The organism is Microbacterium petrolearium, assembly GCF_054782875.1.
Genome location: NZ_BAAGRQ010000027.1, coordinates 1 through 12089, shown reverse-complemented (window position 1 = coordinate 12089; position 12089 = coordinate 1). Strand labels below are relative to the sequence as shown.

Annotated in this window: 12 protein-coding genes and 1 pseudogene; 3 read left to right on the top strand and 10 right to left on the bottom strand. The window is 75.0% G+C overall.

Annotation, left to right across the window (positions count from 1 at the left end):
• Positions 1-556: pseudogene (locus ACYVJ0_RS13065) on the bottom strand (HNH endonuclease signature motif containing protein); the annotation flags it as partial.
• A 383-nt stretch (positions 557-939) separates the two neighbouring features.
• Positions 940-1314 (bottom strand): hypothetical protein, encoded by a 375-nt coding sequence (locus ACYVJ0_RS13060; RefSeq protein WP_460818269.1) that lies wholly within the window; start codon positions 1312-1314, stop codon positions 940-942.
• A 320-nt stretch (positions 1315-1634) separates the two neighbouring features.
• Between ACYVJ0_RS13060 and ACYVJ0_RS13055 the strand changes: the two genes are divergently transcribed.
• Both ACYVJ0_RS13055 and ACYVJ0_RS13050 read left to right on the top strand, forming a co-directional pair.
• Complete coding sequence (locus tag ACYVJ0_RS13055) at positions 1635-2579, top strand: sensor histidine kinase (protein WP_460818268.1); 945 nt, start codon at positions 1635-1637, stop codon at positions 2577-2579.
• Positions 2576-3253, top strand: a complete 678-nt coding sequence (locus ACYVJ0_RS13050; protein ID WP_460818266.1) for a response regulator — start codon at positions 2576-2578, stop codon at positions 3251-3253. Before ACYVJ0_RS13055 ends, ACYVJ0_RS13050 begins: the two co-directional genes overlap by 4 nt.
• Here the strand turns inward: ACYVJ0_RS13050 and ACYVJ0_RS13045 are convergent.
• On the bottom strand, positions 3250-3732 hold the full coding sequence (locus ACYVJ0_RS13045; protein ID WP_460818265.1) for a hypothetical protein: 483 nt from the start codon (positions 3730-3732) through the stop codon (positions 3250-3252). The genes ACYVJ0_RS13050 and ACYVJ0_RS13045 overlap by 4 nt on opposite strands.
• A gap of 560 nt (positions 3733-4292) precedes the next feature.
• Positions 4293-4856, bottom strand: a complete 564-nt coding sequence (locus tag ACYVJ0_RS13040) for a hypothetical protein (protein ID WP_460818264.1) — start codon at positions 4854-4856, stop codon at positions 4293-4295.
• Positions 4857-4987: 131 nt separating this feature from the next.
• Here ACYVJ0_RS13040 and ACYVJ0_RS13035 point away from each other — a divergent pair, with 131 nt between their 5' ends.
• Positions 4988-5209, top strand: coding sequence for an addiction module protein (locus ACYVJ0_RS13035; protein ID WP_460818262.1), 222 nt, complete (start codon positions 4988-4990; stop codon positions 5207-5209).
• Positions 5210-5306: 97 nt separating this feature from the next.
• On the opposite strand, the gene ACYVJ0_RS13030 is transcribed toward ACYVJ0_RS13035, so the two are convergent.
• The 6 genes from ACYVJ0_RS13030 to ACYVJ0_RS13005 all read right to left on the bottom strand — a co-directional run bounded on the left by ACYVJ0_RS13030 (position 5307) and on the right by ACYVJ0_RS13005 (position 12042).
• Positions 5307-6125 carry a lytic transglycosylase domain-containing protein gene (locus ACYVJ0_RS13030; RefSeq protein WP_460818260.1) on the bottom strand — a complete coding sequence of 273 codons (819 nt, stop codon included), beginning with the start codon at positions 6123-6125 and terminating at the stop codon, positions 5307-5309.
• Positions 6122-7849 (bottom strand): serine/threonine protein kinase, encoded by a 1728-nt coding sequence (locus tag ACYVJ0_RS13025; RefSeq protein WP_449854023.1) that lies wholly within the window; start codon positions 7847-7849, stop codon positions 6122-6124. Before ACYVJ0_RS13025 ends, ACYVJ0_RS13030 begins: the two co-directional genes overlap by 4 nt.
• A gap of 2 nt (positions 7850-7851) precedes the next feature.
• The gene (gene pstB / locus ACYVJ0_RS13020; protein WP_449854064.1) at positions 7852-8625 is read right to left on the bottom strand and encodes a phosphate ABC transporter ATP-binding protein PstB; all 774 of its coding nucleotides are present in this window, start codon (positions 8623-8625) and stop codon (positions 7852-7854) included.
• A gap of 320 nt (positions 8626-8945) precedes the next feature.
• Entirely contained in the window at positions 8946-10049 is a 1104-nt protein-coding gene (locus tag ACYVJ0_RS13015) for a sortase (protein ID WP_449854024.1), read from the bottom strand.
• On the bottom strand, positions 10046-10837 hold the full coding sequence (locus ACYVJ0_RS13010; RefSeq protein WP_449854025.1) for a hypothetical protein: 792 nt from the start codon (positions 10835-10837) through the stop codon (positions 10046-10048). Before ACYVJ0_RS13010 ends, ACYVJ0_RS13015 begins: the two co-directional genes overlap by 4 nt.
• A 41-nt stretch (positions 10838-10878) precedes the next feature.
• A complete protein-coding gene (locus tag ACYVJ0_RS13005; protein WP_460818257.1) occupies positions 10879-12042 on the bottom strand; it encodes a hypothetical protein in 1164 nt (387 codons plus the stop codon).
• Between the last annotated feature and the right edge of the window lie 47 nt (positions 12043-12089).

Below are 12089 nucleotides of genomic sequence, written 5' to 3'. Positions count from 1 at the left end.
CATCCGCGCTGGCCGGCGACGAATCCTGCGACGAGGAGCCGGTGGGTGGGTGGCCGAGGCCGCGGAGAATCGCGTCCATCTGCGCCGCCGTCACCACCCCGCTCAGCAGCGCCTGATCCACCGGGTCATGCCACGGCACCGCCGGCGGGACGCTCTGCTCGGCCGCAGCGGCGGGGTCCAGGCCCTCCGGTGCCGCACCCGGTTCGGCGCCCGCGCCGTTCCCGCCCAGCGCGGACTCCACCAGCGACTGCCCCACCCGCACCTGCCGGGCGGCGCCGCCGCGGGTGCTTCCGGACAGCTCCTGCACGAGCGCGACCGCGTTGCGATGCCCCCGACCCTGCGCGAGACCCTTGTGCCCCGCCGCCCGCGACGACCGTGCCGAGACCACCCCGGCCGCGACCGCGCGGACGCGTTCGGCCGTCTTCGCCAGGCCCGTCGCCACGGTCAACAGCGCCAGCACATCCTCATCCGGAAGAGCCGCCACGACAGCGACATCCACCGGCGGCAGCGACGCGACTGCGCCCGCCCGGTCCTGGAAATCGCTGAGGAACGTCATACCCGCATCGTCCCACCCACCACCGACACCCGAACCCGCGGAAGGCCCGGCCAGGACCCGAAACGCCCGTTCTGTGGATAACCCGGTGGAAACGACGGGTGTGGACGAACCGGCACCCCCGATCGGCCCGGCACAGAGAGTTGCGGTGGTCGCTTCATCTCCGCGCCTTCGGCGCTCCGTGCAGCAACCGATCGGGTGGGCGCCACGGGCGCAAGCGGATCGGGCGCTCCGTGCAGCAACCGATCGGGCACGCCGCGCAGCAACCGGGGAGAGTTGCGCTGGTCGCTTCATCTTCGGCGCTTCGCGCCTGCGTTCAGCAACCGATCCGGCCGCCCGCGCAGCAACCGATCCACCGCGCCGCAACCACCGCCGACAGCAACCCCCTACGCCACGACGCGCGCGAGCGTGACGAGGCGCGTGGTGTCGTCGCCCCAGAAGCACGTCTGCAGGATGACGTCGGCCACCAGCCCCTCCGTCGCGACCGCCGCGTTCTCGCCCGTGGGCACGGCGCGGTCGCCCGTGACCACGTACTCGCCGTCCAGCTCGAAGCCGCTCAGCGTCACCGCGTCGCCCGTCCGCAGATCCAGCACCACGCCGCCCCCGCAGTAGTTGTGCGCGCCGACGACCGGCGCGTCCACCGCCGAGAAGTCCATGCGCACCCACAGCCACTGATCGATCTCGGCCTGATGCCCCGCCGCGTCGATCCGGATCTCCAGGGGTCCCGTCTCGGCGAGCGACGGATCCGGATCGGCGAGCACCGGATCCGGATCGGCAGGAGCCGGATCCGAAACGGGCGCGGACTCCGGCGCGGAACCCGGCGCGGCTGGCGCCACCGCCGCGGGCAGCGCCTCACCCTGCCCCGCCCCGGCCTCCGTCTCCGCCGCGGCACCATCCCCGCCGCGGCACCATCCCCCGCCGCCACCGGCTGCGGTGTGACGGTCGGCCCCCGATCCGGCACCGCCGCGCCCCACGCGACCACGCCCGCCGTCGCGCCGATCGCCAGCGCCAGCGCCACCGCCGCCCGCGCGGCCGCCCGCGCGGCCGCCCGACGCGCCCGCGCCCGGTGGTACGTCCCCCCATGGCACGCCTGGCCGATCCTCGTCTGGAGCGCGTTCGAGGCGACCGCGACCATCGGCCTGCCCGCATCGCCGGCGGCTGGTACGGGTCGCTGCGCGACCGGGCCGAGCGGATCGCCGACCTCGCGCACCGCGCCGCCGTGGGCGAGACGGCGCGCACGGCCGAGGCCGTCATGGCCGAGCGCCGCAGCCTGGCGGGCGAGATCCACGACACCTCATCCGCCCATCTCACCGCGCTGCTCGCGCTCGCCGAGGCGGCCAAGGCGGCCGCCGGCACATCCGACCCGGCGCTGCGCACGCTCATCGCGCAGATGGGCGCCGAGGGGCAGGCGCTGTTCGCGTCGTTCGAGCGCATGCTCAACTCGCTGCGCCAGGAGGACCGCACCACCGCCGAGCAGGTCACCGGGCACCGGCCCGGCCAGCGCGTGGTCGTGGAGATCGAGGAGCTCGTGGCCGAGCACCGGGCGATCACGGGCGTGGCGGTGTCGCTGCACGTCGATCCGTCGCTCGAGGAGATCGACCATCGCCTCGGCCCCATGCGCAGCCACACCGCGTACCGCGTGGTGCAGGAGGCGCTCAGCAACGCCCGCAAGCACTCGCCCGGCGCCGATGCCGCCGTCACGGTGGAGGACGACGGCGACGCCCTGCTCATCCGGATCGAGAACGACGCGTCGGCCGCCGGATCCGCGACCGCGCACGCGTCGACGCCCGTGAGCCTGGGCTATGGCCTCGACGGCATGCGCGACCGGCTCGTGGCCGCGGGCGGATCGCTGCGCACCGGCCCGCGCCGCAACGGCGGCTGGAGCGTGAACGCCCTTCTCCCCCACCCGCCCCACCGCCGCGCGAGTTCGGCGACGACCGGGGAACCGCGCCCGGCCGACGAGCCCGAGCCGAGGCCTGCCGACCACGAGGTCGAACCCGTGCACAGAGAGGAGATGCTCGCGTGATCGAAGTGCTCGTCGTCGACGACTCCGGGGCCGTGCGCAAGAGCGTGCGCACGCTGCTCGACGCCACGCCCGACATCGAGATGATCGGCGAGGCCTCCAACGGCGTCGACGCCGTCAGCCTCGCGCGCGAGCTGCGGCCCGACGTCGTGCTCATGGACCTGCGCATGCCCGGCGGCGGCGGGTTCGACGCCATCGAGGCGCTCAGCGGCGTGGGCGTGCCGCCCGGCGAGCGCATCGCGGTCATCGCGTACACGAGCTTCCACCTCGACGAGTACGTCTACGGCGCGCTCGAGCGCGGCGCGGTCGGCTTCCTGCTGAAGAAGAACCCCGGATCGATCCCCGACGCGATCCGCGCCGCCGTGAACGCCGGCGCGCTGCACTCCCCCGCCGTGCGCAAGCGCCTGATGGCCGGGTACGCGCGCGGCACCCGCACGCCGCAGACCACCACGCCGGGCACCGCCGAGCAGAACTTCACCGAGCAGCTCACCGAGCGCGAGCTGGAGATCATCGTGCTGCTGCCCGAGGGCCTGTCGAACAAGCAGATCGCGGCGCGGCTGAACATGGGCGAGTCGACCGTCAAGTGGCACCTGACGAACATGCTCGACAAGACCGGCGCGTCCAACCGCGCGCAGCTGGCGGCGTGGGCGATGTCGCGCGGGCTGAACGCGTCTTAGAACGCGTACTCGCCCCACGGCGGCTGCGCGCGCAGGGCTCGCAGCGCGCGGCGCGCGTGGGCCGCGGCGCCCGCCCGGTTGGTCACGGCCCACGCCGTGGGCGCGACGAGCAGCACCTCACGGCCCGACGCGAGCCACCACGACACCTGCCGCGTCAGGCGATCCTGCACGAACACCACCCGCAGCCGCAGGGCGTCCTCGAACACCCGCTCGGCGTCCCAGCGCGCGTCGTCGGCGTCGCGCAGGTCGCGGGATCGCAGCATCAGCGGGATGTCGTCGGCCTGCAGGTACTCCCAGTGCACGCCGGCGGGCAGCGAGAGGGATCGGCGGGCGCGCTCGGCCGTCTCGGCCTCGGTGGGATCGACGGGCGCCATGGACATCACGCGCCGCCGCCGCGCGACGCGCGGGGCGTAGTGCGGGTCGCCGGCGCGGAACAGCACGAGGCGCGCGCGAGCGGCCTCCCCCGCCGATTCGTCCACAGCCGCCGTCTCCTCGCTGATCCGGGCGCGATCCGCCCCGTCGGACTGCCCGCCGCCCCGGTCTCGCGTCGGGTTCGCATCGACCGGGGGCAGCGGGCGTCTCGGGGAGTTCCCCTTCCCCGGGAGTATCAAACCAGCGCCCCGCACCGGCGCAACGGCCCGGCCCCGCCGAAAGTCGGGGCCGCCCACCCCGCGACATTCCGGTCGCGCCCCGCCATCTCCGCCCCCACCGCCCGCAACCCCGGCGCCACCCCTTAGCCGAACGGACGGGCCGGATCGCAACGTCAGCTTGCTGAGGTCGCTTCATCTCCGTTCGCTCCGCTCACTACGTTCAGCAACCGAGAGGTCATCCCGAGGGGTCCCACCCACCGGTTGCTGAACGAAGCGGCGAAGCCGCGAAGATGAAGCGACCACCGCAACCGCGCCAACGTCGACTTGCTGAGGTCGCTTCATCTCCGTTCGCTCCGCTCACTCCGTTCAGCAACCGAGGAGTCACACCCACCGGTTGCTGAACGAAGCGGCGAAGCCGCGAAGATGAAGCGACCACCGCAACCCCCGCCTCAGGGCAGCACGATCCGGTCGCGGTCGCGCGCGACGCGGCCGGTCGCCTCGTCGCGGCCCAGGCCCATGCGGCGCAGCCAGGTCTGCCCGTTGCGCTCGGCCGAGCGCTCGGCCCACGCCTGCCCGGCGAGGATCTCGACCGTGCCGCCCACCGCGATCCACATGGATCGATGCCCGGTCGCCTCGTTCCGCACCGGGCACAGCCGCCACGGGCGCGACCCGTCGATCACGCCGCGCGCGTGGCTTCTGGCGCGCGCGGCCGACGCGAAGCTGCGCGCGCTGATCGCGAGGGTGAGGTCGTCGGGCGAGACGAGGGTCCACAGGAACCGCGCGGCGCCCGGCTCGTCGGGCACCGGCGTGACCCCGTCGACGGGCGTCATCGCGAGCGCCGCGCGCCGCACCGACGCCCGGCCGGCGTGCAGCGGCCCGTCCTGGGCCGGATCGAGCACGACCAGCCGCAGCCCACCGGAGTCCTCCTCCACGCTCGCCGGATCGTCCATCGGATCAACCGGGTCGTCCGTCGCCGGATCGTCGTCGATCCGGGCGGTGATGTCACGGAGCATCCGCTCCCCCTCTCTGCTCAGCCCGCGCGCTCGGCGCGCGCGGCGTACTCGTTGGCTCTGCGCACCCGACGGCGGATCGCGCATCCGGCCACCCCGGGCCGGTGTCGGCGGCGAGGTCTACAATCGGCGGCATGATGGAGAAGTCGCTTCTGGAGCAGGCGCTTCGGCTGCCGCGCGAGGAGCAGCTCGAGCTCGCCGACGCGCTGTGGGAATCCGCCTCGTACCGCGACCCGGAGCTCACGGACGAGGTGCGCGAGCTTCTCGACGAGCGACTGCGCGACATGCGCGACAACCCGGGCGCCGAGAGCACCTGGCCCGAGGCGCGAGACCGGCTGTACGCGCGGTTGCGGTGACGCACCAGCTCATCCTTCGCGCGTGAGCGTGAGTCCGTCGCCGGGTCGTCGTCGATCCGCGCGGTGATGTCACGGAGCATCCGCTCCCCCTCTCTGCTCAGCCCGCGCGCGCGGCGCGCGCGGCGTACTCGTTGGCCATGGCGGCGACGTCGTCCACGTACACCTCGAGGTGGTTGTACGAGAACACGGCCGCGCGCCAGCCCTCCGTGGTGGTCATCGGGCCCGACGCGCACAGGTACCGGGCGGCGCCGAGCGCGGCGTCGTCGATGTGATTCGGATCGGCCACGCCATCGCCGTTGCCGTCGGCACCCCAGTACGACCACGTCTCGGGGATGAACTGCATCGGCCCCACGGCGCGGTCCCACACGGTGTCGCCGTCCCACGCGCCGCCGTCGGTGTCGTGGATCGCCATCACGCCGTCGCCGTTCAGCGGCACGCCCAGGATCCGCGGGGTCACCCAGCCGTCCGCACCCACGGACGACCCGCCGTGGCGCCCGTGATCCGACTCGATCGCCCCGATCCCGGCGAGCGTGTTCCACCCGATGCCGCACGAAGGGTCCTCGGCCTCGACCGTGAGGTGCGCCGACGCGTAGGCGGCCAGCGCGCGGGCCGGGATGCCGGTGGCGGCAGACGTCTGCGCGAGCCAGGCGGCGTCGATGCGCGCGGCGGGGCCGGCGTCGGCCGCCGAACCCGAGACCGGCGCGTCGCCGGAGGGCACGGTGCCGTCGGGTCCGGTCACCGTGACGTCCGGCAGCGTTCCCGCCGGCGGGGGCACGTACTCGGCGCTCGACGCGGCGGGCGGCGACTGGCGCACGAGGTTGAGCAGCGCCACGGCGACGGCCGCGATGAACACGATGGCGAGCACCGTGAGCACGCGCGAGACCGCGACGCGCAGCATGCTCGATGCGCGGGTCATCCGGCCGCCTCCCCGGGGTCCTGCGGCACGGGCGTCTGCGTCGGCCCGGGCGTCGGCTGCGCCTCGACGCGGAGGCTCACCGTGACACCCACCCTCAGCACCGCGCCCGCGGCCGGCTCGCTGCCGGCGACCGTGGCGGCGGCAGACGCCGGCTGCTGGTCGGCCACGGCCTCGAAGCCCGCCGAGAGCAGCACCGCGATGGCGGCGGGCACGCTCATCCCCCGCACATCGGGCACGGTGTTGCGCCCGCTCGCGACCGTCACGTCCACCGCCGTGCCGGGCTCCGCCCGCGAACCCGGCTCGGGGCGCTGGCCGAGGACCCGGTCGGCGGCCTCGGCGGCCTCGACCCTGTTGACCGCGCCCAGGCGGAGCCCGGCCTGGGCGAGCGCCGCCTCCGCATCGGCGAGGGTGCCGAACAGGGTGGGGATCTCGACCTGGGCGGGCGCGGGCGGGGCGGACGTCGAGGGCTCGGGGGTGGGCGACGGCGACGACGACGGCGTCGGCGAGGCGGATCCGGGTGGCGGCGTCTGCGGCGTGCTCGGCGCGGTCGTGGGCTGGGGGCGCGGCCCCTCGGCCTCGGCGCCCGGCGAGCCGGCGAGGAAGGTGGCGCCGAGCGCGGCGACGGCGAGGATCGCGACCGCCCCCAGGCCCAGCAGCACGCCCGCGCCGCCGGCCCGCGCCCTCGCATCACGCACCGGCTCGGCGATGTCGTCGTCCGCGGGGCGCAGGTAGTCCAGGTCGCCGCCGCCGTCGGGGCGCAGCACCGACGTGGGGCCCGTGCCCTCCGCCGGGGCGTCCGGGGTCTCGACTACGGAAGCCGCGGCCACGGCGGCCGCGCCGGCCTCGGCGAGCGCGGCCCGGAACTCCGCCGCCGTGCGGAACCGGTGCGCCGGCGTCTTGCTCAGCGCGCGCGTGACGACCCGGTCGAACGGCCGCGCGGCGGGCGCGATGGCCGAGGGCACGGGAGGAGGGGCCGAGACGTGCGCCCGCATCACCTGCTCGACGGTCGTGCGGGGGAACGGCGGGCGACCGGTGAGGGCGTAGACGAGCACCGCGCCCGCCTGGTACAGGTCGCTGACCGAGCGCACGGGCAGCCCCTGCGCCTGCTCGGGCGACATGAAGTGGGCGTTGCCGACCACGTGCCCGCCGTCCTCCGCCCCCGCCAGGAGCACGTCGGAGCCGACCGTGGCACGCCCGGTCACGTCGGCGAGCCCGAAGTCGAGGATCCGCACCATGCCCGCGCTCAGCCCCGCGCCCGGCGCGCGGTCGCGGGCACCGTGCAGGATGACGTTCTGCGGCGAGATGTCGCGATGCACGAGACCGGCCTGGTGCGCGGCGCCGAGGCCGGCGAGCAGCCCGTCGACGACCGCGACCGCGTCGGCCGCGCCCAGCGGCCCGACGGCGTCGACGTGCTCGCGCAGCGTCGGCCCGGTGAGCAGCTCGAGCGCGATCCAGGGCATGGTGACACCCCCGGCATCGTGCAGGCCCGCGTCGTGCACCCGCACGATGTTCGGATGATCCAGCCGCATCGCCAGGCGGGCCTCGCGCAGGAACGCCTCCCGCGCCGCGTCGTCGGCGCACAGGTGCGGGTGCAACAGCTTGACCGCCACCTCGGCCCCGGTGGGATCGGCGGCCGCGAACACCGAGCCGGTTCCGCCCACCCCGAGCAGGTCGCCGAGCGCGTATCGCCCGCCGATCCGCTCCCCCGCGGCGTCCAGCGACACGACTATCCGAACCGCCCGTTGACGTAGTCGTAGGTGCGCTCGTCCTGGGGCTCGCTGAACATCGCCTCGGTGTCGCCGTGCTCGACGATGTGGCCCGGCGTGCCCTGGGCGGCGAGGAAGAACGCGCACTGCTGGCTGACGCGCTGTGCCTGCTGCATGTTGTGGGTCACGATGACGATCGTGACCTCCTTCTGCAGCTCGACCATCGTCTCCTCGATCACGCGGGTCGAGGTGGGGTCGAGGGCGGAGCACGGCTCGTCCATCAGCAGCACCTTCGGCTTCACCGCGAGCGAGCGCGCGATGCACAGGCGCTGCTGCTGACCGCCCGAAAGACCGCCGCCGGGCTGGCGCAGGCGGTCCTTGACCTCCTTCCACAGGCCCGCGGCCGTGAGCGACCGCTCCACGAGCTCGTCCCTCTCGTCGCGCGAGGCCCGGATGCCGGTGAGTTTCAGGCCCGCGATCACGTTGTCGTAGATCGACATCGCGGGGAACGGGTTCGGCTTCTGGAAGACCATGCCGATGTGCTTACGGGCGTCCTGCAGCTTCTTCTGGCGGTCGTAGATGTCCTCGCCGTCCAGCCGCACCTCGCCCGCGAGCGCGGCCGACGGCACGAGCTCGTGCATGCGGTTGAGGATGCGCAGGAACGTGGACTTGCCGCAGCCCGAGGGGCCGATGAGCGCCGTCACCTGGCCGGCGGGCATGGTGAGCGAGACGCGCTCGAGCACCTTGTGGGTGCCGAACCACGCGCTGATGTCGCGCGCCTCGAGCGTCGACAGCGGCGCGTCGGCGACGCCGAACGGGCGCGGCGGCGCGTCGAGGTCCGCGGCGGATGTGGCACTCGGCAGGACGTACGTCATGTCGTCGGTCGCCGGCGCGGCGACCGCGGGCGCCGGCTCGTCGACGCGCGGGGCGGGCGGCGCGACGATCTCGGCCTCGGGCTCGAGAGCGGGCGCGGCCTCGGGCTCGAGAGCGGGTGCCGTGCTCGCCTCCGCGCGGCGGGCGCTGCGGGTGGCCGCGGGCAGGACCTCGGTGAGGTCGTCGGCCAGCGGGTCGTGTCGGGAGGTCATGGGTATCGGATGTCCTTCGGGTGGAGGGATCAGGTCAGGTTGGGGAGGGCGTTCATCACCTGGTCGGCGGTGGCGAGGCCCAGGAACACGAGCACCGGCACGCCGACCGCCCATGCGTGCCAGCGGCCCCACGTGGTCCACAGCCACCAGGTGCCGATGCCGGCGGCGACGAAGAAGACGAGGTAGAAGAACGCGATGAACCACGCGCCCTGGTCCTGCCCCATCTCGTGCTCCGCCGGCGGCAGCGCCTTGAACGCGAGCACGCGCGCCGGGGTCTCCTGTGTCTCGGTCACGAGCTCGGCGTCGACGTACAGCACGCCCGAGGGGAACAGCGGCAGGCCGTCGGCGGTCTGCAGCTCCAGCCGACCCTCGCCCGCGCGCAGGGGCGCGGGCAGTGGATCGCCGGCCCGGCGCAGGCCGAAGACGCGGTACGTGTGCGTGCCCTGACCGGTGGTGATGGTGATCTCGTCGCCCGGCTCGAGGCGGTGCAGCTGCGAGAACGGTCCGCCGTAGGTGGTCTGCCGGCCGAGGATCACCGACGTGCCCACCTGCCCCGGCATGACGCTGTCGCGCCGGTGGCCGATGCCGGCGCGCAGGCGCTGCGCGTCGGTGCCCTCGACGACGACCTCCGACAGCCCGATCGCCGGCGATTCCAGGTGCGCGACGGGGGTGCCGGGGACGACGAGATCCTCGTTCAGATCGAGCTGCCCTACCGGGGTCTCGGCCTTGGCGAGCGAATCGCGCAGCGCGTCGTAGGCGATCTCCTGCGAGCGATGGTGCTGGAACGCCGAGATGAGCGTCGCGTGCACGACGAACCCGAACAGCAGCGCGGCGATCACGAGCAGCGCGGCTCCCGACCACCACCGCGCATCGCGGGGTGCCGGCGGGCGCGCGGCGGGCTGGGGCAGCAGCGACCGGCCCTTCGGGGCGCGACGCCGCGGCGGCGCACCGGCCGCTCCTCCCGCCCGGCGCGGCGTGCGCCGGGCACGGCGCTTCGGGAGCACGGCGGTGACGGCGTCGGCGCCGGGCCACGCGCTCGTCTCGCCGGGCTGCGGGTCGTGCCGCGCGGGCGGTGCGTGCCGGGCGTCGGCTTCGGCCTGGTCGGCGCGGGGCCCGGTGGTGTCGACGGTCACGAGGCGACCGCCCCGAGGCCGGGCCCGCGCATCAGGCCGACGACGTACCAGCCGCCCCACAGCAGCCCGGCGGCGCCGATGCCGCCGCCGGCCCACCACGCCCACACGGGGATCGTGGGTGCGTCGTCCCCGGCGGATGCCTTGTCGGAGGCGATGATGACATCCGCCAGGGCCGTCCCCTCGCACCAGCCCGTGAACTGCAGGGTGTGCGCACCGGGAAGCGTCTTGTCGGAGACGGGGAACACCGCCCGCACCGTGCCGGTGTCATCCGCCGTGAACGAGCCGATCAGCACCGGCTCGCTGAAGATCACCAGCTGCACCTGCTCGCCGGCGCCGAAGCCCGCCGCGGTCGCGGTGACGTTCTCGCCGGCGTGGTACACGCCCTTGTCGACCGTCGCCTCCTCGCCGCTCGTGGCCGGCTTCGTGGGCACCTCGGGCTCGGCCGGCGTGCACGAGGCCGCCGGCTCGCCGTCGGCCTCGGGCGCCGGTGCGGCCGCGCCGCCGCCCGAACCGCCGCGCGCGCCTCCGCCCGCGGGTGCGCCGCCGCCCGCCGGTGTGCCGTTCGGGGCGTCACCCCCCGTCGGCGGCGGGGACGCCGGCGGGTTGCTCGGCGGCGGCGATGCGGGCGGGCTGCTGGGCGGCACGTCCGGCACCGACACGGTGAGGTCGCCGTCGCTCGTGTCCTCGACCTGGGCGTGCGCGGACGGCGGGCCGGCGAACCACGCCAGGCCGGCGAGCAGCATCGCCGCGAGGCCCAGCGTGCGGGTGCGGGCAGTGATGGTCTTCATGTCTCGGTCTGCTCTCCACGTGGGGGTCGTGCGCTGGTCGCTCATGCTCGTCCTGCCGTGTCGCTGCGGGGTACGAAGCCCGCGCCGGCGGGTTCGGGTTGCGGGGCCGCCTGCCCGGCGAGGAGCTGGTCGGTGTACTCGGCGAGCTCGGCCGCCAGCCGGGCGCGGATGCGACGCCGCCGCCAGATCGTCAGCGCCACGAGCGCGGCGACGACGAGGATCACGGCGAGCCCGGTCCATGGCACCGCCCACGCGGTCAGCGACGCGCTCACCGCGGCGGGCAGGGGATCGTCGGCCGCGCTGCCGCCGGCCGGCGCCGCCGTGAGCGTGAGCTCGGCGGTGAGCAGCAGCAGCGGCGGCACCCCGGGCAGCTCGGCGGTCACGTGCGTGGTGGCGCCGGGCACGAGGTTCTCGATCTCGTCGAGCACGACCGTGCCCAGGTCGATCCCGAACGGGCCGGTCAGCCGCGCCTCCGGGATCACGTCGACGCGGGTGTTCCCCACGTTCACGACGTCGAACCCCGCGTACGCGGTGCCGGGGGCGAACGGCACCCACGAGGCGTCGAAGCCACCGGTCGCGCCGGTGATGCCCATGCCCGGCGAGAGCGGGCCGTCCACGCGCAGGTAGATGCGCGCCCCCACGCGGTCCTCGCGCCGCACGGTCTGCCCCTCCCCCGCGCCCTCGGTCACGTAGCCGGCGACGATACCGGCGGCGTGGTCGCCCGGGGCCGCGTCGTGCGGCACGGTGATGGTGAAGGGCAGGTCGGCGCGCGTGCCCGGCTCGAGGGTGATCGAGGTGCCCACCGCGATGGCGCACGCGGCCTCCGCGGCGTCGTTCGTGTCGTCACACGCGGCGGGAGCGCCGTCGACCGACGTCCACGCGCCCAGGTCGGTGGAGGCGATGTCGGCGCCGACGAGCGTGAAGGCGCCCGAGGCGTAGTCGGCGGTCGCGTCGGCGCCGTAGACCCGCACGGTCACGGGGGCGCTGCCGCGGTTGGTGACGGCCACCCAGTCCTCGATCACGCTGCCGGGCGCGACCTCGTACTCGAAGGACGTGCGCCCGTCGGGGCCGTCGGGCGTCGAGGGCTGCACGCCCCACGCGAGTGCGCCGTCGGCCGCCGACGCGGGGCCGGTGGCGGGAACGGCGAGCAGCGCCGCCAGGAGCGCGGCGCCGAGGAGCCCGATCACGGGCGTTCGCTTCGTCATGTGCTGTGTTCTCGTGGGCCGGGCAGGGTCCCGGCGTGATGGGCGGG